We start from the raw sequence: 19,237 nt of genomic DNA, 5'->3' as shown, positions 1-19,237 counted from the left end.
GCCATGAGTACGTCGCAGCACCCTCGCAGTGACACGCGGGCACGCATCATCGCGGTCGCGCTGGACCTCTTCGCGGAGCAGGGCTACGAGAAGACCTCGCTGCGCGAGATCGCCGACCGGCTGGGTGTGACCAAGGCCGCCCTGTACTACCACTTCAAGACCAAGGACGACATCGTCCACGGCATCGTGGACAGCATGGCGGCACCGATCGACGAGGCCATCGCCTGGGGCGAGCAGCACCCGTGGTCACCGAAGGTGCGCGACGAGCTGGTCCGCCGGTTCGCGGCCGGGATGGCCGAGCGGGCCCCGCTGCTCCGGTTCTTCCACGAGAACCAGCCGGCGCTGCGGGACTCCGCGGCCGGGCTGGCGTTCAAGGACCGGATGATCCGGATGATCCAGCTGGTGCACGGACCGCAGGCCTCCTTCGAGGACCGGTTGCGGGCCACCATGGCGCTCTTCTCGGTCAACACGGCGTTCTTCCTGCTCAAGCACGACTCCACGGAGACCGCGGGCCGGGAGAGCGAGCCGTGCGGCGGCGCGCCGGTGCCGGAGAGCGCGATGAACCAGGCGATGAACGCGGCGCTCACCGTCGCGCTGGAGATCGCCGAGCGGGTCGGCCCGGCGGACCGGCCCGGGACGGTGCCGGCTCAGAAGTCCGAGACGCCGTGCTCTGACAGGTAGTGCACCGGGTCGGTGACCTTGCCGTAGCTGTTGCTGGTGCGGATCTCGAAGTGCAGGTGCGGACCGGTGGAGTTGCCGGTGCTGCCGGAGGCGCCGATCCGCTGGCCGGCCGTCACCCGCTGCCCGGCGGTGACCTCCAGCGCGGAGAGGTGCGCGTACTGGGCGAACCGGCCGTCGGCGAGCCGCAGCACGACCTCCTTGCCGTAGGCGCCGTCGTAGAAGGCCGAGACCACCGTCGCGTCGCCGACCGCGAGCACGGGCGTGCCGGGGGCGACCGCGAAGTCCACGCCGGTGTGGTAGCCCGCCGCGTAGGCCCGGTTCGGCTTGCCGTACGGGTTGCTGATCGGCGCGCCGGGGACCGGGGCGGACCAGTCCGGCGCGGGCGGGGCCGGCGGCTCGGCGGGGTGGCCGGCCGCCTCCGGGACGTGCGGCTCGTCGTGCGCGGCGGCGGACGCCGCCACCGGAACCGCGCCGTGGCCGCCCGGGATCGCCGCCAGTAGCGCGCCGGCCAGCAGGGCGGCGCCGGCGGTCGCGGTGAGGGCCGTCCGCCGGTACGGGCCGCGGAAGGCGGCGGACGGGTCGAACCGCCGGTACCCGGACGGTGGGGATGGCACGGCAGGCACGGTGGACTCGACCTCGCAGCGGGTTCGGGGATGTTTCGGGTGGGCCCGCTCGGCGGGGGACCCTTCAGGTGTAGCGGCCGATCGGGCCGGATCGAAATCGGACGCTCTACTACGCCGTCCAGTAGTCGCGCCGCCGGACCCGCCACACCGCCGTCGCCGGCCGCCCCCCGCCTCCTACCGCCGGTCGTACCGGCCTCCCGGCCTGTGACCAGTGCCACCCCCACGGCGGGCCGCGTGGCGCAGAAAGCTTTCGGCACGACCGACGACATTCCGCCACTCCTGAGGGACCATCAGGGGATGAGCTATGAGCAGACCGCTGCCGCCGGCGCCCAGCGCTTCACGCTCTGGCGCGACTGTCGGCGGATCCTCTCCGGGCGGCGGCCGGAGACCCCGCGGGAACGGCTCGCGGAGCTGACCGCCGACGCGGCCGCGCTGGCCGGCCCGGCCGAGCGCCCCGACTTCTACGGCGACGGCATCGTGGCGACCCTGGAGCGCCGAGTGGCCGAGCTGCTCGGCAAGCCCGCCGCGCTCTTCTTCCCCACCGGCACGATGGCCCAGCAGGTCGCGCTGCGCTGCTGGGCCCGCCGCCGCGGCACCCGCGCGGTCGCCACCCACCCGCTGGCCCACCTCGAGACCCACGAGCGCCGCGCCTACCAGCGGCTGTCGGGTCTGCACGGTGTCTGGCCCACCACCGCCCACCGGCTGCCGACCGCTGCCGAACTGCGCGACTTCGACGAGGAGTTCGGCATCCTGCTGCTCGAACTCCCGCTGCGCGAGGCCGGGTTCGTGCTGCCCGAGTGGCCGGAACTGGTGGCCGCGGTGACCGTGGCCCGGGACGAGCGGCGGGCGGTGGTCCACCTGGACGGCGCCCGGCTCTGGGAGTCCGCGGCCCACTACGCCCGCCCGTTGCCCGAACTCGCCGCGCTCGGCGACTCGGTGTACGTCTCGTTCTACAAGGCGCTGGGCGGCCTGAGCGGCGCCGCGCTGGCCGGACCGGCCGACCTGGTGCGGGACGCCAGGGCCTGGCGGCACCGCTACGGCGGTCTGCTCTACCAGCAGTGGCCCACCGCGCTGGCCGCGCTCGCCGGGCTGGACCGCGAACTGCCCCGGCTGCCCGGCTATCTGGCGCACGCCCGGGTGGTGGCGGAGGGTCTGCGGCGGGCGCTGCGCGACGTCCCGGGGGCCCGGCTGCATCCGGACCCGCCGCACACCCACCAGTTCCAACTCTGGCTCCCGTACCCGGCGCGGGAGTTGAACGAGGCCGGGCTGCGGCACGCCGCCGAGAGCGGCGACGGCCTGTTCGGCACCTGGTCGGACGGTCCGCTGCCGGGGCTGGCGGTCACCGAACTCAGCGTCCTGGCACCAGCGTTGGAGTGGCAGGTGGAGGACGTCAGGCAGTCCGCCGTCGACTTCCTGGCCCGACTTCCCACGCGGCCTTGATATTTGACCTTCCCGGCCGAAAGGGCTGCACTACTGTCGGAACGAGCCGACCGCGTGGATCACCCTGGGGGAGCCCGTGAACGAGCACGTCCCGGACATCGAACTGGCCGACGCCATCGAGGCCGTCCGGCAGCAGCTGGCAGCCGCCGCCGAGCGGGGTGCCGGCCACCGGATCCAGTTCGAGGTCGGCCCCGTGGAGCTGGAGTTCGGGGTCGAGCTGCGCCGGGACGGCAAGCTCTCCGGCGGAGTGCGGGCCTGGGTGCTGTCGGCCGACGCGGAGGTCTCGGCCGGCCGGACCCGGGCCCACCGGGTGACCGTCACGCTCACCCCGAAGGACTTCGTCACCGGCGGCAGCCCGCTGGTCGGCAACCCCGACCTCGGCAGCCGCGAGGGCTTCCATTGAGCCTGCCCGCACCGCGGGCCGCCGCCGTCCGGGCCGCCGCGCAGGGCAGCGGCGTGCTGCTCACGCCCCGGCTCATCCTCACCGCCGCCCACCTGCTGCCGCCCACCCCGGCCGGGGCCGCCGTGCCGGTCGAGCCCGTACCCGTCGAGGCCGCCGTACCCGGCGGCCGGGGCTGGGTGCGCTGCACCGTGCTCTGGCGCGCCGACCCGCCCGCGCCGGGGGAGCCGCCCGGCGCCGAGCCCGCCGCCGGTGCCGACGTGGCGCTGCTGCTGGCCACCGCCGACCTGGTCCGCCCCGGGACCGTCCGCCGCCTCGAACCGCTCGGCTGGGGCCGGCTGGACAGCACCGAGCCGGTCCCGCTCTGCCACGCCACCGGCTACCCGGCGGCCGGCCGCGAGGACGGCACGGTGCTGCGCAGCCACCAGCTGGTCGGCACCCTGGCCCCGGCCAGCGGCCTGGGCACCGGCCGGCACGTGCTCACCACCCAGCACCAGCCGCCCGGCCCGGTCCCCGGCGCCGCGTCCCCGTGGTCCGGCATGTCCGGCGCCCCGGTGGTCTTCAACGGCCTGTTGCTCGGCCTGGCCACCGCGGACCTGGCCCCCGGCGTCTGGCACCACTCCCAGCTCGGCCTGGTCCCGCTCGCCCCGCTGCTCGCCGACCCGGACTTCGCCGGTCTGCTCGCCCGGCACCTCGGCGCCCCGGTCCGACCGCGCGGCATCTCGCCGCGCGAGCGAGCGGACGCCGAGTTCGAGGAGGCCTACGCCCGCTCGATCCGCCGCGAGCACGGCCGGCTGAAGATCTTCGGCCTGCCGATGTCCCGCCCCTGGAACCTGGACACCGCCTACCTCAGCCTGGAGGCGGTCCCGGCCGCCGACGCCGACCCGGCGCAGCCGTGCCACCCCGCGGCGACCGGCACCACCGCCCTGCTCGGCCGCCCGGCGCAGCGCCGCCGGGTGGAGGGCATGCTCAAGGGCCGCCGCCGGGTGCTGCTGCGCGGCCAGGCGGGCTCCGGCAAGACCACCCTGCTGCAGTGGCTCGCGGTCACCGCCGTCTCCGGCGGCTTCGCCGGCGAACTCGCCGAGCTCAACCACCGGGTGCCGTTCTTCCTGCGCCTGCGCACCATGCTCCAGCTGCGCAACCTGAGCCCGCGGCCGGCCGAGTTCCTCGCCATGGACCGCAGCCGGGTGGCCGACGGCCAGCCGCACGGCTGGGCCGAGCGGCTCTTCGAGAGCGGCCGCGCCGTGCTGCTGGTGGACGGCCTGGACGAGGTGCCGCGGCAGCACCGGGAGGAGGCCGAACTCTGGCTGGCCGAGCTGCTCGACGACTACCCGCGGGTGTTCACCCTGGTCACCGTGCGCCCCTCGGCCGTGCCGGCCCGCTGGCTGCGCCACCTGCGCTTCGACGAGCTGCTGCTCTGCCCGATGAACGAGTGGGACCGCACGCTGCTCATCGAACGCTGGCACCAGGCCGCGCTGGCCGCCGAACTGGCCGACGTCGACGAGCCGACCGAGGCCGAGCGGTCCGCTCAGGAGCTGCGCTTCCGGGAGATGAGGAGCACCCTGCTGCGCACCCTGGACCGTTCCCCGGAGCTGGCCGCGCTGACCGACAGCCCGCTGCTCTGCGCGATGATCTGCGCGCTGCACCGGGAGTGGGAGGGCGCGCTGCCGCACCGCAAGATGGAGGTCTACGAGTCGGCGCTGGACATGCTGCTGGTCCGGCGCGACAAGCAGCGCCGGGTGGTGGTCGTGCCCGCCGAGCAGCAGCTCGGCCGTGAGGAGCAACTCGCCGTGCTGCAAAGGGTGGCGGCCTGGCTGGTCACCAACGGCCAGCACGAGGGCGGTCGTTCGGACGCGCTGCGGCAGATCGACCGGGTGCTGCCCAGCCTGCCCGCGCGCCGCCGCCTGGACGCCGAACAGGTCTACCGCCAGCTGCTGGAACGCACCGGCCTGCTCGCCGAGACCAGCACCGAGACCTTCGAGTTCGTCCATCGCACCTTCCAGGACTACCTGGCCGCACGGGAGTTCGTCCAGGACCGGGACTTCGGCATGCTGGCCCGCCGCTCCGGCGACGAGACCTGGGCGGACGTGGTCCGGATGGCGGTCGGCCACTGCTCGCGCCGCGACCGGGCGGTGTTGCTGCTGCGGGTGCTGGCGGTCGCGGACGAGTCCGCCGACCCGCGCGAGGCCCGCTGGATCCGGCTGGTCGCGGCCACCTGCCTGCCGTACGCCTCGGTGCTCGACGCCGAGGTGACGGACGAGGTGCTGGGCCGGCTCCGCCCGTTGCTGCGGCTCTTCCCGGTGGAGGCCGCGCAGGCCTACGAGGACCGCGAGTGGCACTGCCTCTACGCGATCGGCGAGGACCTGCTGCCGTTGCTCACCCCGGACAGCGACCTGCCGCTCTGGCTGGTCTGCCGGCTGCTGGAGAAGATGGGCGGTGAGCAGGCGCTGGCCCGGCTCGCCGAGCTCGCCGAGAACACCGGCCGGGTGGCCGACGGTGACGAACCCTCGGCGCTGGCCTCCCGGGAGATCCTGGCCCGCGCCTACCAGCAGGCCGGCGACCTGGACCGGGCGATCCCGGCGCTGGAGCAGCTGGTCACGCTCTCCGAGCAGGTGATGGGCGAGGGCCACCCCGACACCTTCGCGCCCCGGCTCCGGCTGGCCGACGCCTACCTGGAGCTCGGCGCGCTCTCCGGCGCCGTCCCGCGCTACGAGCGGCTGCTCGGCGACGCCGAGGAGTGGGCCGGGCCGGCCGACCTGCTGCTGATCCGCAGCCGGCTCGGCAACGCCTATCTGCAGGCCGGGGCGGTCTCCCGGGCGATCCCGCTCTTCGAGCAGCTGCGGGAGGAGGCGGAGACCCTGTTCGGCCCGGACAGCCGGCACGCGCTGGCCGCCCGCGGCGGCCTGGCCGCCGCGCTGCGCGACGCCGGTGCGCTGGCCCGGGCGATCACCATGTTCGAGTGGCTGCTGATGGACGCCGAGCGGGCACTCGGCGAGGACGACCCGGAGACCGTGGTCATCCGCACCGACCTGGCCGCCGCCTTCGCCGAGGCGGGCGACCTGGCCCGGGCCATCGCCGTGCTGGAGCAGCTCCAGGCCGACGCCGCCCGCGCGCTCGGCGAGGACTACCCGGCCACGCTCACCGTCAGCCTCCGGCTCGCCAACGCCTACGCCGAGGCCGGCGACCTGTACCGGGCGGTGCCGCTGCTGGAGACCGTCCAGCTGGCCCGGACCCGGGTGCTCGGCGAGGACCACCCGGCCACCTTCGCCGCCCACCGTCACCTGGCCGTCGGCTACCTCGGCCAGGGCGACCACGGGCTCGGGCTGGCCCTGCTCGGCTCCGCCCTGGACCGGGCCCGCGGCGTGCTCGGCGACCAGCACCCGGAGCCGCTGGCGCTGCGGCACGAGCTGGGGGCGGCCCGCCGTCGGACGGGCGAGCCGGGGGCCGCCGCGCAGCTGCTGAAGCAGGTCCTGTGGGACCGCTGGAGCCTGCTCGGCGAGGCCCACCCGGACACCCTGCGCACCCGGCACGAACTGGCCGAGGCCTACTGGGCGGCCGGCGACCCGCGCCAGGCCGCCGCGCTGGCCGGTCAGACCCTCGCCCTCTGCGAGGCCCACCTCAGCCCGGGCCACCCGCTCACCGTGACCGTCCGCCAGAGCCTCGACCGCCGCTGAGGGCCGGCTCGTGCGCTCAGGAGCGCACGCAGACCGGCAGCTCCGCGAGGATCGCGTCCCACAGCTCCGCCCGGGCCCGCAGCGCGGTCCGTACGGTGCTGGCGCACTCGACCCAGCGGGTCCGGTCCGTGCCGCACAGGTCGATCAGCATCTGCATCGCCATCGGGGTGTGCTGCTCGCCGTCCACCTCGATGTGCCGGGCCAGGTAGTCCTTGAACGGCTCCAGCCGGCCCTCCGTGTCCTCGATGCCGATCACCTGGTGGAACATCTCGGGGATGAGGTCCTCCCGACCGAAGGCGAACGCGGCGGCCTGGCAGTGCACCGGGGCGTGCTCGATGATGTCCCAGGTGGTACCGATGAACGCGGCCGCCGCCGGCGGTACGTCCGCCCGCCGGGCGGCCTCCCGGACCGGGGTGCCGGCCCGCAGCAGCTCCAGGAACGCGGTGACCGGCCCGGTGTCCGCGCCGGCCCGGTCCATTCCGGCCAGGTAGAGCTCGAAGTGGCTGGTGTAGCCCTCGCCCAGCTCGTCGCTCTCCTCGGCCAGCACGATCTCGTTGATCAGCCGCCGGCTGGCGGTCGGACCGGTCGGCACCCAGGGCACCTCGACGCAGGTCAGCCGCCGCTGCAGGGTCTTGAGCAGCGACATGAAGTCCCAGACCGCGTAGACGTGGCTGCCGAGGAAGGTCCGCACCCGGTCGAGGCTGGTCAGCTCACGGTAGACCGGGTGGGTCACCACCTCCTGGCGGACCGGTTCGATCGCCCGCTGCAGTCCGGTCAGGCCCGGGTGGGTGCGGTCCCAGTGGTAGCGGCTGGTGGCAGTGGTCATGGCGACTCCGATCGGGGGCGGGGTACGTCTCGCACTGGAGAACTGGCCCGCCGCCCTCAGGACACGCCCGCCGGGCCCCGGTCAGCCGAAAAGGCCTGCCAACGAAAGGGCGCCGGCCCCGACCGTAACGGTCGGGGCCGGCGCCTCTTCCTGCCTGCCGCCGCCTACTTGGTCAGGTCCGGGCCGGCGGCCGCCACCGCGGCCGGGGTGTCGGCCACGGCCGACTTCTCCTCGCCACGGAAGGTGAACTTGGCCTCCTTGCCCTCACCCTCCACGCCGACGACCACGATGTGGCCGGCCCGCAGCTCGCCGAAGAGGATCTTCTCGGAGAGGTGGTCCTCGATGTCGCGCTGGATCGTCCGGCGCAGCGGGCGGGCACCCAGGATCGGGTCGTAACCGCGCTTCGCCAGCAGCTTCTTGGCCTCGACACTGAGCTCCAGGCCCATGTCGCGGTCCTTCAGCCGGGCGTCCACCTTGTCGATCATGAGGTCGACGATCTGGATGATGTCGTCCTCGGACAGCTGGTGGAAGACCACGATGTCGTCGACACGGTTGAGGAACTCGGGGCGGAAGTGCTGCTTGAGCTCCTCGCCGACCTTGGCCTTCATCCGCTCGTAGCCGGTGGCGGTGTCGCCGGTGGCCGCGAAGCCCAGGTTGAAGCCCTTGGAGATGTCCCGGGTACCGAGGTTGGTGGTCATGATGATGACCGTGTTCTTGAAGTCCACGACCCGGCCCTGGGAGTCGGTCAGTCGACCGTCCTCCAGGATCTGCAGCAGCGAGTTGAAGATGTCCGGGTGGGCCTTCTCGACCTCGTCGAAGAGCACGACCGAGAACGGCTTGCGGCGCACCTTCTCGGTGAGCTGGCCGCCCTCCTCGTAGCCGACGTAGCCGGGCGGGGAGCCGAACAGCCGGGAGACGGTGTGCTTCTCGCTGAACTCCGACATGTCGAGGGAGATCAGCGCGTCCTCGTCGCCGAAGAGGAACTCCGCCAGCGTCTTGGACAGCTCGGTCTTACCGACGCCCGAGGGGCCGGCGAAGATGAACGAACCACCGGGACGCTTCGGGTCCTTGAGGCCGGCCCGGGTGCGCCGGATGGCCTGCGAGAGCGCCTTGATGGCGTCCTTCTGGCCGATGACGCGCTTGTGCAGCTCGTCCTCCATGCGCAGCAGCCGGGAGGACTCCTCCTCGGTCAGCTTGAAGACCGGGATGCCGGTCGCGGTGGCCAGGACCTCGGCGATGAGCTCCTCGTCCACCTCGGCCACGACGTCCATGTCGCCGGCCTTCCACTCCTTCTCGCGCTTGGACTTGGCGTTCAGGAGCTGCTTCTCGTCGTCGCGCAGCGAGGCGGCCTTCTCGAAGTCCTGCGCGTCGATCGCGCTCTCCTTCTCGCGGCGGACCTCGGCGATCTTCTCGTCGAACTCGCGCAGGTCCGGCGGCGCGGTCATCCGGCGGATGCGCATCCGCGAACCGGCCTCGTCGATCAGGTCGATCGCCTTGTCCGGCAGGAAGCGGTCCGAGATGTACCGGTCGGCCAGGGTGGCCGCGGCGACCAGCGCGGCGTCCGTGATGGACACCCGGTGGTGCGCCTCGTACCGGTCGCGCAGGCCCTTGAGGATCTCGATGGTGTGCGGCAGCGACGGCTCGGCGACCTGGATCGGCTGGAAGCGGCGCTCCAGCGCGGCGTCCTTCTCCAGGTGCTTGCGGTACTCGTCGAGCGTGGTGGCACCGATGGTCTGCAGCTCGCCACGGGCCAGCATCGGCTTCAGGATGCTGGCGGCGTCGATCGCGCCCTCCGCGGCGCCCGCGCCGACCAGGGTGTGCAGCTCGTCGATGAACAGGATGATGTCGCCGCGGGTGCGGATCTCCTTGAGCACCTTCTTCAGGCGCTCCTCGAAGTCACCGCGGTAGCGCGAACCGGCCACCAGGGCGCCGAGGTCGAGCGTGTAGAGCTGCTTGTCCTTCAGCGTCTCGGGGACCTCGCCCTTGACGATCGCCTGGGCCAGGCCCTCCACCACGGCGGTCTTGCCGACGCCGGGCTCACCGATCAGCACGGGGTTGTTCTTGGTGCGGCGGGACAGCACCTGCATGACCCGCTCGATCTCCTTCTCGCGCCCGATCACCGGGTCGAGCTTGGCCTCGCGGGCGGCCTGGGTCAGGTTACGGCCGAACTGGTCCAGCACCAGCGAGGTGGACGGGGTCCCCTCGGCGGGCCCGCCGGCCGTGGCCGACTCCTTGCCGCCGCCCTGGTAGCCGGAGAGCAGCTGGATCACCTGCTGGCGCACCCGGTTGAGGTCGGCACCCAGCTTCACCAGGACCTGGGCGGCGACGCCCTCGCCCTCGCGGATCAGGCCGAGCAGGATGTGCTCGGTGCCGATGTAGTTGTGGCCGAGCTGAAGGGCCTCGCGGAGCGAGAGCTCCAGCACCTTCTTCGCCCGGGGCGTGAAGGGAATGTGTCCGGACGGGGCCTGCTGGCCCTGGCCGATGATCTCTTCGACCTGCTGGCGGACTGCCTCAAGAGAGATCCCGAGGCTCTCCAGGGCCTTAGCGGCGACACCCTCGCCCTCGTGGATCAGGCCCAGGAGGATGTGTTCGGTGCCGATGTAGTTGTGGTTGAGCATCCGGGCTTCTTCCTGAGCCAGGACGACAACCCGCCGCGCGCGGTCGGTGAACCTCTCGAACATCGTTAATCGCTCCTCAGAGCGGTCGGTCAGTTCGGGGTCGGTCCCCGCCCTGTCCTTCCGCATGCTAGTCCCGCTCAGCGGCGCGGCTTTGGGCCCCTCCTGCCCGATGGCGGGCGAGAGGGAGGTACTCCCTCACGGTTGTGAGGAATCGTGCTGCGCGACCGGCCGACACCCTTCCCAACCTGATGCTGGGAGACGGTGTTCCCTCCGGTACGCCCATTGCACGTCTTGCCGCTACGCCAATGGCGAACACGCCCCCGGTCCCGCTCGGGGAGAAGGGCGCCCTCGCCTGGTTCGCCGGCTTCGCGGCCTACCTCCGGTCCGGGGTCGGACCCGTCCCACCTGCATTCATACCGGAAATTCGGACCGTTCTCGTGCAGTTTCCCGGGTGGCGTTGTTCGCCTGGCGAGAAGTCTGCCGATCGGCGCCGCGGACGGTACGGTCCCGGGTCGGCCGGTCCTCGCGCTCCGGACCCTGGTGGGGCCAATCGGGGCGGACGGCGTGACCGGCCCGCTGCTCCAGCGTTGCACAGCCCGTGAGTGTCCCGCAGTGCGAGCGGCCCCCGATCCGGAACAGCCCGGAACCCCCGACCCGGAAGGCGGCCCCGGAACAGCCGCGGGGCGCGGAGGAGTGCCTCCACGCCCCGTGAGCGCTGCGCGCGCGGTCGGGCGGACGGATCGCCGCCGGGGCCGCTCCGAACCGGTGGGAGACCGTCGGGAGCGGGGCCTCGACGGCCCTCAGGAGACGTTGGCCGCCTCGTACGCCTCGCGCACGTTGCTGGGGACCCGGCCCCGGTCGTTCACGTTGTAGCCGTTCTCCTTCGCCCACGTGCGGATCTTCGCGGTGTCCGCGCCGCCGGAGGCCGCCCGGGCGGCGGCCCGGCCGCCGGCGCGACGGGCGCTGGTGAGCCGGCCGCTCTGCTTGCGGCCCTTGTCGACGTACGGAGCCAGCAGACCACGCAGCTTCTCCGCGTTGTCCGACTTCAGATCGATCTCGTAGGCAACGCCGTCGAGGGCGAACGTCACCGTCTCGTCCGCCGAACCGCCGTCGAGATCGTCTTCAAGAATGACCTGCACCCTCTGTGCCACGGGCTTCCCTTTCCGCTTAACAGACCCAATGCCTTAGGGAAAGGAAACCGCCTTTTCTCGGAAAACACAAACCCCGGTCTCTTCGGGCAAGCCCGGCAAGCACCCCCGGGGCGCCGTTCAGAGGTGCAGCAGCATGCGCGAGTTGCCCAGGGTGTTGGGCTTCACCCGCTCCAGGTCGAGGAACTCGGCCACGCCTTCGTCGTACGACCGGAGGAGTTCTTCATACACTTCCGTAGCGATGACCGCCGGGTCTGTCGTACCATCATTGGTTTCGCCGATCTCGATGAAGCCGTGTTTCGCGAAGAAGGCCACCTCGAACGTCAAGCAGAAAATCCGACGGACGCCCAGCCAGCGTGCGGTGTGCAGCAGCTTCTCCAGCAGCAGGTGGCCGATGCCGTGGCCGCGGCAGATCGGATCCACCGCGAGGGTGCGCACCTCGGCGAGGTCCTCCCACATCACGTGCAGCGCGCCGCAGGCGACCACCGTTCCGCTGTCGTCGCGCTCGGCCACCCAGAACTCCTGGACCGATTCGAACAGGGTGACGGTGGGCTTGTCGAGCAGAATGCCGTCCCGTGAGTAGCCGTCGATGAGCCGCCGTACGGCCCGCACATCACTGGTCCGCGCCCGGCGGATGGTGACCTCCATGCCGGGACGCTATCGCGTCGTGGGCGGTTCGGACTCACCGGTTCCGGGTTCCCCGACTTCCCCGACTTCCTCGACGCGCTCCGGCCCGACCACCCGCAGCGCGTCCCGCAGTGCCGCGCGCTGCTCGCCGGTCATCAGCCCGAAGAAGTGCACCAGTGCGGCCGCCGGATTGTCGCTGGTCGACCAGGCGTCGTTCATGAGTGCCGCGGTGTAGGCCTCGCGGGAGGAGACCGGCACATATCGATAGGCCCGGCCCGCGCGCTCCCGGCGCAGCCAGCCCTTTCTGTACAGCTTGTCCAGCACGGTCATCACGGTGGTGTACGCGATTTCCCGTTCCGCGCGCAGATCGAGCAGTACCTCGCGAACCGTCACCGGGCGGTTCCACTCCCACACCCGGGTCATGACGGCGTTCTCCAGTTCACCGAGTGGCCGCACCATGGGACCACCCTAAGGAAACAATCCGACAAACCGCACTAATTGCGTCGGGGCACGCCGCAGGCCGCCACTCCCGGGTGGGGGGTGGCGGCCTGGAAACCGGTGGGGACTACTCGCCGGAGGCGCGGGTGGTGGTCGCCATCGCGTCGGCGGCGGCGTCCTCCTTGCCCTTCTGGGCCCCGCCCTGGCTGCGGATGATGGCCCGCACCACGAACCCGAAACCGATCGCCATCACCAGCGGCGGCACGATCGCGCTGACATACTGCACCAGGTCACTCTCCCTCGGTCGTCTCAGTGGTCCCCGTGGTCTGCTCGCCGGCCGCGCCGGTCGTCTTCTCGGGCTTCACCAGCGGGAAGAGCACCGTCTCGCGGATGTTCTTGCCGGTGAGCAGCATGATCAGACGGTCCACCCCGAGCCCGAGCCCGCCGGTGGGCGGCATCGCGTACTCCAGGGCGCGCAGGAAGTCCTCGTCCAGCTGCATCGCCTCGACGTCGCCGCCGGCGGCGAGCAGTGACTGCGCGGTGAGCCGGGCCCGCTGCTCGACCGGGTCGATCAACTCGGAGTAGGCGGTACCGATCTCGGTCCCGAAGATCACCAGGTCCCACTTCTCGGCCACGCCCGGGACGGACCGGTGCTGGCGGGTCAGCGGGGAGACCTCGGTCGGGTAGTCCTTCAGGAAGGTCGGCCGGATCGCGTTCTCCTCGAGCAGCCGCTCGATCATCTCCAGCACGATCTGGCCGTGGCCCCAGCCCTGCTCGTAGGGCACGCCGGCCGCGTCGCAGAGCTTGCGCAGCTCCTCGACCGAGGTCTCGGGGGTGACCTCGGTGCCCAGCCGCTCGGAGATGCCGGGGTAGACGCTGATCTCGTCCCAGGGCTCGGCCAGGTCGATCTCGTGCTCGACGCCGTGCGGGTCGGTGCCGCGGACCACGGTGGTGCCCAGCGCGTCCCGGGCCGCGTTGACGATGATCGCCCGGATCAGCTCGGCCTGGGTGTCGTAGTCGCCGTAGGCCTCGTACGACTCCAGCGCGGTGAACTCCGGGTTGTGGGTCGCGTCGGCGCCCTCGTTGCGGAAGTTCCGGTTGATCTCGAAGACCTTCTCGGCGCCGCCGACCACCAGCCGCTTGAGGTACAGCTCGGTGGCGATCCGCAGGTAGAGGTCGATGTCGTAGGCGTTGATGTGGGTGACGAACGGCCGGGCGTTGGCGCCGCCGTGGATCGGCTGCAGCATCGGGGTCTCGACCTCGAGGTAGCCGCGCTCCTCGTAGGTGCGGCGGATCGAGCGGACCACCTCGCTGCGCAGCCGCAGCATCTCCCGGGCCTCGGGGTTGACGATCAGGTCCACGTACCGCTGGCGGACCCGGGCCTCCGGGTCGGTCAGGCCCTTGTGCTTGTCCGGCAGCGGCCGCAGGCACTTGGCGGTGAGCGCCCAGCTCTCCACCATGACGCTCAGCTCACCGCGCTTGGAGGTGATCACCTCGCCCTCGACGCCGACCTGGTCGCCCAGGTCGATGTCGGTCTTCCAGGCGGCCAGCCGCTCCTCGCCCAGCTTGTCCAGGGAGAGCATCACCTGGAGGTCGCCGGAGCCGTCCCGCAGCGTCGCGAAGCACAGCTTGCCGCCGGTGCGGGCCAGGATCACCCGGCCGGTCACGCCGACCCGCTCGCCGGTCGCGGTGTCCGGCGCCAGGTCGGGGTGCTTGGCGCGGAGGTCGGCGATGCTGGTGGTCCGGGGGAAGCCGACCGGGTACGGGTCGATCCCGGCGGCCCGGAGCCGGTCCAGCTTCTCGCGCCGGACGCGCATCTGCTCGGGAAGGTCGTCGGTCGCGGGGAGGCTGCTCTGATCGCTCACCTCACCAGGGTAGCGACCGAACCGGACTGCCCCGTCACCGGCTGACGCGGGTGGCGGGGCAGTGCTTCGGGCGTCGGGCGGGCCGCCGGTGGGGCGGTCAGCCGGTGCCGGTGGCGAGCTCCTCCTCGTCGGGCGCGGCGGGCTTGGCGCGGCGGGCGAAGAGTTCGGCGGGGGTGGGGATCCGGGGGCTGCGCGGACGGGCCGGCGGGGGAGGAGTGGGGGCGCTCTCGGGGCGGCGGGGCTCGGGCGTGGGGCTGCTCATCGGGATCGGTCCTCCGGCTCGGTCGGTGGGACTGCTGGGAACTGCGGCCAGATGGCGCGTCGGGACGGCGCCGCGGACGGCGTCGGGGGCGATCGCCGGGCGGGGCAGGCCGGTGCTGAGCGCGAGGCGTTCCCGGACCGCGGTCTCGGCCAGCGCGTGGCAGCGGCCGGCCAGCCGGGAGCGGCGGCTGCGCTCGGTGGTGCCGCAGGGCAGCCGGGAGAGCGAGCGCAGCGCGGACAGGTCCTCCGGGGTCGGGAGGTAGCCGTCGGCGACGGCCTCCTCCAGCCGTTCCAGGTAGCCGCGGGCACTGCCGGGCAGCGCGCCGCGGTAGCGGACCAACTCCGCGAGCAGGAACCCGCGCAGCCGGCCGCCCTCCTGGGCGGCCTCGTCGATCGCCTCGGCCAGGCGCAGTGCTTCCTGGACGTCCTCCGCCCACAGGTCGGCGCCGGCCGGTAGTGGGGCGGGGACAGCGGGGTGCAGGGCTTGGGCGAGGGCACGGCGCAGCACGCGCACTTCGTCGGCGCTGAAGGCCATGCCGCCGCGGGACCCGTGTGGCGTAGGCATGAAGTGACCCTACGTGAGGAATATCCGATTTGCCGGTAATGTCGCGCCGAGCCGCGCCCGATCCCTCGTTAGTCGGAGGGGTAGCGGATGTTCCTCCTCGGAGAGCCGCTTCCGCTGCGGCTAACGAGCGATCAGCTCGGCTTGTTGCGCTCGAACACCAGTCTCAGGCCGATCAGGGTCAGCCAGGGCTCGTGCACGTCGATCGCGGCGGCCTCGCCGAGCACCAGCGGGGCCAGCCCGCCGGTGGCGATCACCTGGACGTCCTCCGGGTCCTTGGGCGACAGCTCCCGCGCCATCCGCGTGACCAGGCCGTCCACCTGGCCCGCGAAGCCGTACAGCACGCCGGACTGCATGCCCTCCACGGTGTTCTTGCCGATCACGTTGCGCGGCCGGGCCAGCTCGATCTTGCGCAGCTGCGCGCCGCGGGCGCCGAGCGCCTCGACCGAGATCTCGATCCCCGGCGCGATCGCGCCGCCCACGTAGTCACCGCGCTCGTTGATCGCGTCGAAGGTGGTCGCGGTGCCGAAGTCGACCACGATGCACGGCCCCCCGTACAGGTGGTTCGCGGCCAGCGCGTTGACGATCCGGTCGGCGCCGACCTCCTTGGGGTTGTCCATCAGGACGTGCACCCCGGTCTTCACCCCGGGCTCCACGAGCACCGCGGGGACGTCGCCGTAGTAACGGCGGGTCACCTCGCGGAGCTCGTGCAGCACGGCGGGCACCGAGGAACAGATCGCCAGCCCCTCGACCCGGTCCTCCCGCGAGACCACCGGGTGGTGGCCCATCAAGCCCTGCATCAGCACGGCGAGTTCGTCCGCCGTGCGGCGCGGATCGGTGGAGATCCGCCAGTGTTCGACGACCTCCTCGCCATCGAACAGGCCGAGCGTGGTCTGGGTGTTGCCGACGTCGATGGTGAGGAGCATGGGCCGCTTTCCTGAGGAGGGGCGATTACGGGCGAAGGTCCAGGCCGATGTCCAGGATCGGCGCGGAGTGGGTGAGCGCGCCGACCGCCAGATAGTCGACACCAGTCTCGGCGACCTCCCGCGCGGTGGCCAGGGTCAGGCCACCGGAAGCCTCCAACTTGGCCCGGCCGGCGACCAATCGGACCGCCTCGCGCAGCTGCGGGACCGAGAAGTTGTCGAGCAGGATCAGGTCCGCCCCGGCCTCCAGCACCGGCGCGAGCTGCTCCAGGGTGTCCACCTCGACCTCGACCGGCAGCTCCGGGTAGGCGGCCCGGACGGCGCGGAACGCCTCGGCCACGCCGCCCGCGGCGACCACGTGGTTGTCCTTCACCAGCGCCGCGTCGGAGAGCGCCATCCGGTGGTTGACGCCGCCGCCGGCCCGCACCGCGTACTTCTGCAGCGCGCGCAGGCCCGGGTGGGTCTTCCGGGTGTCCCGGACCACCGCGCCGGTGCCGGCCAGCTCGTCCGCCCAGCGGCGGGTGGCGGTGGCGATCCCGGAGAGGTGGCAGAGCAGGTTGAGCGCGGTCCGCTCGGCGGTCAGCAGGTCGCGGGTGCGGCTGCGCACCGAGAGCAGCACCTGGCCGGCCTCGACCCGGTCGCCGTCCTCGACGTGCCGCTCGACCTCGAACTCCTCCTCGCAGATCAGCGAGACCACGGCCTCGGCGATCCGCAGGCCGGCCACCACGCCGGCCTCCCGGGCGGTGAAGTCCGCGGTGGCGACCGCGTCGGCGGGCACCGTGGCGACCGAGGTGACGTCCTCGCCGCCGGCCAGGTCCTCGGCCAGCGCCAGGGTGGCGATGTCCTCGACCTCGACCGGGTCGAGGCCGGCCGCCTCGAGCAGCTCGGCCAGCGCCGGGTCCAGGCCGGTCTCGTAGTCCTCGCCGTCCCCGCAGGCACAGCTCTCCCCGCAGGTGTCGGCCATCGGCAGTTCCTGGTGGGCCGTCGGCGGCTGGTGAGGCATGGTCAGTGCTCCTCGGGGGTGCTGGTGGGGACGCCGGAGACGGCGTCCAGGGTGGTGATCAGATGACGGCGCCAGTGCTCGTCGTCCCGCTCGGGGAAGTCCTCGCGCCAGTGGCAGCCGCGGGTCTCCGCGCGCTGCGCCGCGGCGGCCACCAGGGCGGTCGCCACCAGCAGCAGGTTGGCGGCCTCCCAGGTCTCCACCCGGGGGTCGGCCGGCTTCTGTTCGGCCTGGTCCGCCTCGGCCGCCCGGGCCAGCGCGGCCAGCCCCTCGGCGGTGGCGGCCATGCTGGCGGCCGAGCGCAGCACGCCGGCGCCGGCGCTCATCAGCCGCTGGACCTCGGCCCGGGCCTCCGGCGCGGGCAGCGGGACGGGCCGCGCGGCGCGCGCCGCCGGGACGTCCACCACGCGCTCGGGCAGTTCGCCGGCGCGGTGCCGGGCGGCCAGGTCGGCGGCGATCCGCTCGGCGAAGACCAGGCCCTCCAACAGCGAGTTGGAGGCCAGCCGGTTGGCGCCGTGCACCCCGGTGCAGGCCACCTCGCCGCAGGCGTACAGGCCCGGCACCGAGGTGCGGCCGTGCAGGTCGGTGCGGACCCCGCCGGAGGCGTAGTGGGCGGCCGGGGCGACCGGGATCAGGCCGGTCACCGGGTCGATGCCGTGCGCCCGGCAGGAGGCCAGGATGGTCGGGAACCGCTCCTGCCACATGGTGGCGCCGAAGTGCCGCCCGTCCAGGTACATGTGCCCGGCGCCCTGCTCCTGCATCCGCCGGGTGATCGCCTTGGCCACGATGTCGCGCGGGGCCAGCTCGGCCAGCTCGTGCTGACCCACCATGAACCGGACTCCGGCGGCGTCCACCAGGTGGGCGCCCTCGCCGCGGACCGCCTCGGAGACCAGCGGCTGCTGGCCCTCGGCCTCCGGGCCGAGCCAGAGCACGGTCGGGTGGAACTGGACGAACTCCAGGTCGGTCACCTCGGCGCCGGCCCGCAGGGCGAGCGCCACCCCGTCGCCGGTGGAGACCGCGGGGTTGGTGGTGGCCGAGAAGACCTGGCCCATGCCGCCGGTGGCGAGCACCACGGCCCGGGCCCGGATCGCGCCGACGCCGTCGCGCTGGCCCTCGCCCATCACGTGCAGGGTGAGGCCGGCCGCGTGGCCGCTCTCGTCGGTGAGCAGGTCGAGCACCAGCGCGTGCTCGATCAGCTCCAGGCCGGGATCACTGCGCACCGCGGCGACCAGGGCGCGCGATATCTCCGCCCCGGTGGCGTCGCCGCCGGCGTGCGCGATCCGGCGGCGGTGGTGGCCGCCCTCGCGGGTGAGCAGGATCGCCCCGTCGGCGTCCTGGTCGAAGGCGGCGCCGGTGGCGATCAGGTGGCGGACGGCGTCCGGGCCCTCGGTGACCAGGACGCGCACCGCGTCCTCGTCGCACAGCCCGGCCCCCGCGACCAGCGTGTCGGCCAGGTGCTGCTCGGGGGTGTCGCCCTCGCCCAGGGCGGCCGCGATGCCGCCCTGGGCCCAGCGGGTGGAGCCGTCGTCGAGCATCGCCTTGGTGACCACCGTCACCCGCAGGCCGGCCTGGCGGGCGCCGAGCGCGGCGGTCAGCCCGGCCACGCCGGAGCCGACCACCACCACGTCGGTGGTGGCGGTCCAGCCGGGCGCGGGGGCGGTGAGGCGGTGGGTCACAGGCATGGCGGTGCTCCGGTCTGGTCTAGTTTGCGGCGGTCCGGACGGCGTCCCCGCGGACGGTGTCCGTGCCGGGCAGCGCCTCGGCCGGGTCCGAGCCCGTGCCGACGATCTTGTTCTCCGCGTCCACGAAGACCACCCTGGGCTGGAACTCCCGGGCCTCGGCGGTGTCCATCTGCCCGTAGGCGATCAGGATCACCAGGTCGCCGGGGTGGACCAGTCGGGCCGCCGCGCCGTTGATCCCGATCACGCCGGAGCCGCGCGGCCCGGCGATGGTGTAGGTCTCCAGCCGGGCGCCGTTGTTGATGTCCACGATGTGGACCAGCTCGCCGGGGAGCAGGTCGGCGGCGTCCAGCAGATCCTGGTCCACCGTGACCGAGCCGACGTAGTGCAGGTCGGCCTGGGTCACGGTGGCCCGGTGGATCTTGGACTTGAACATGGTGCGGAGCATTGGTCACGCCTCCTGAGCTGAGTG

General features: G+C 72.9%; 17 protein-coding genes. 4 read left to right on the top strand and 13 right to left on the bottom strand.

Annotation, left to right across the window (positions count from 1 at the left end):
* The first annotated feature begins 3 nt into the window (after positions 1 to 3).
* Positions 4 to 681 carry a TetR/AcrR family transcriptional regulator gene (locus tag ACIGXM_RS01940; RefSeq protein WP_396555798.1) on the top strand — a complete coding sequence of 226 codons (678 nt, stop codon included), beginning with the start codon at positions 4 to 6 and terminating at the stop codon, positions 679 to 681.
* On the opposite strand, the gene ACIGXM_RS01935 is transcribed toward ACIGXM_RS01940, so the two are convergent.
* Complete coding sequence (locus ACIGXM_RS01935) at positions 648 to 1,295, bottom strand: M23 family metallopeptidase (protein WP_396555796.1); 648 nt, start codon at positions 1,293 to 1,295, stop codon at positions 648 to 650. The two genes, ACIGXM_RS01940 and ACIGXM_RS01935, sit on opposite strands and share 34 nt — an antisense overlap.
* Positions 1,296 to 1,601: 306 nt before the next feature.
* On the opposite strand from ACIGXM_RS01935, the gene ACIGXM_RS01930 reads away from it, so the two are divergent.
* The 3 genes from ACIGXM_RS01930 (at position 1,602) to ACIGXM_RS01920 (ending at position 6,818) form a co-directional block, all read left to right on the top strand.
* Complete coding sequence (locus ACIGXM_RS01930; protein WP_396555794.1) at positions 1,602 to 2,744, top strand: threonine aldolase family protein; 1,143 nt, start codon at positions 1,602 to 1,604, stop codon at positions 2,742 to 2,744.
* Between the two features lie 76 nt (positions 2,745 to 2,820).
* Positions 2,821 to 3,147, top strand: coding sequence for a trypco2 family protein (locus ACIGXM_RS01925; protein WP_396555792.1), 327 nt, complete (start codon positions 2,821 to 2,823; stop codon positions 3,145 to 3,147).
* Positions 3,144 to 6,818, top strand: a complete 3,675-nt coding sequence (locus tag ACIGXM_RS01920; RefSeq protein WP_396555790.1) for a tetratricopeptide repeat protein — start codon at positions 3,144 to 3,146, stop codon at positions 6,816 to 6,818. Before ACIGXM_RS01925 ends, ACIGXM_RS01920 begins: the two co-directional genes overlap by 4 nt.
* 16 nt (positions 6,819 to 6,834) lie before the next feature.
* Here the strand turns inward: ACIGXM_RS01920 and ACIGXM_RS01915 are convergent, their stop codons facing one another.
* From ACIGXM_RS01915 to panD, 12 genes are all read right to left on the bottom strand, one after another.
* On the bottom strand, positions 6,835 to 7,644 hold the full coding sequence (locus tag ACIGXM_RS01915; protein WP_396555788.1) for a DUF3050 domain-containing protein: 810 nt from the start codon (positions 7,642 to 7,644) through the stop codon (positions 6,835 to 6,837).
* Between the two features lie 164 nt (positions 7,645 to 7,808).
* Positions 7,809 to 10,325, bottom strand: coding sequence for an ATP-dependent Clp protease ATP-binding subunit (locus ACIGXM_RS01910; RefSeq protein ID WP_396555786.1), 2,517 nt, complete (start codon positions 10,323 to 10,325; stop codon positions 7,809 to 7,811).
* 737 nt (positions 10,326 to 11,062) lie between these two features.
* Entirely contained in the window at positions 11,063 to 11,413 is a 351-nt protein-coding gene (locus tag ACIGXM_RS01905; protein ID WP_396555784.1) for an Lsr2 family protein, read from the bottom strand.
* Between the two features lie 117 nt (positions 11,414 to 11,530).
* The gene (locus ACIGXM_RS01900; RefSeq protein ID WP_396555782.1) at positions 11,531 to 12,058 is read right to left on the bottom strand and encodes an amino-acid N-acetyltransferase; all 528 of its coding nucleotides are present in this window, start codon (positions 12,056 to 12,058) and stop codon (positions 11,531 to 11,533) included.
* 9 nt (positions 12,059 to 12,067) lie between these two features.
* A complete protein-coding gene (locus tag ACIGXM_RS01895; protein ID WP_396555780.1) occupies positions 12,068 to 12,496 on the bottom strand; it encodes a BlaI/MecI/CopY family transcriptional regulator in 429 nt (142 codons plus the stop codon).
* Positions 12,497 to 12,602: 106 nt separating this feature from the next.
* Positions 12,603 to 12,761: a hypothetical protein gene (locus ACIGXM_RS01890; RefSeq protein WP_396555778.1), complete on the bottom strand. Its 159-nt coding sequence runs from the start codon at positions 12,759 to 12,761 to the stop codon at positions 12,603 to 12,605.
* Between the two features lie 4 nt (positions 12,762 to 12,765).
* The gene (gene lysX, locus ACIGXM_RS01885; protein WP_396555776.1) at positions 12,766 to 14,340 is read right to left on the bottom strand and encodes a bifunctional lysylphosphatidylglycerol synthetase/lysine--tRNA ligase LysX; all 1,575 of its coding nucleotides are present in this window, start codon (positions 14,338 to 14,340) and stop codon (positions 12,766 to 12,768) included.
* Between the two features lie 97 nt (positions 14,341 to 14,437).
* On the bottom strand, positions 14,438 to 15,166 hold the full coding sequence (locus ACIGXM_RS01880) for a hypothetical protein (RefSeq protein ID WP_396555774.1): 729 nt from the start codon (positions 15,164 to 15,166) through the stop codon (positions 14,438 to 14,440).
* Between the two features lie 131 nt (positions 15,167 to 15,297).
* Positions 15,298 to 16,089 carry a type III pantothenate kinase gene (locus ACIGXM_RS01875; RefSeq protein WP_396555772.1) on the bottom strand — a complete coding sequence of 264 codons (792 nt, stop codon included), beginning with the start codon at positions 16,087 to 16,089 and terminating at the stop codon, positions 15,298 to 15,300.
* Positions 16,090 to 16,114: 25 nt separating this feature from the next.
* A complete protein-coding gene (gene nadC, locus ACIGXM_RS01870; RefSeq protein WP_396555770.1) occupies positions 16,115 to 17,089 on the bottom strand; it encodes a carboxylating nicotinate-nucleotide diphosphorylase in 975 nt (324 codons plus the stop codon).
* Positions 17,090 to 17,091: 2 nt separating this feature from the next.
* Complete coding sequence (locus ACIGXM_RS01865; protein ID WP_396555768.1) at positions 17,092 to 18,768, bottom strand: L-aspartate oxidase; 1,677 nt, start codon at positions 18,766 to 18,768, stop codon at positions 17,092 to 17,094.
* 19 nt (positions 18,769 to 18,787) lie between these two features.
* Entirely contained in the window at positions 18,788 to 19,213 is a 426-nt protein-coding gene (gene panD / locus ACIGXM_RS01860) for an aspartate 1-decarboxylase (protein ID WP_396555766.1), read from the bottom strand.
* Positions 19,214 to 19,237: the final 24 nt, after the last annotated feature.

The sequence above is a fragment of the Kitasatospora sp. NPDC052896 genome, from assembly GCF_044547075.1.
GTDB lineage: Bacteria > Actinomycetota > Actinomycetes > Streptomycetales > Streptomycetaceae > Kitasatospora.
The sequence above is the reverse complement of the archived record's forward strand: the minus strand, read 5'-3'. Positions and strand labels throughout refer to the sequence as shown.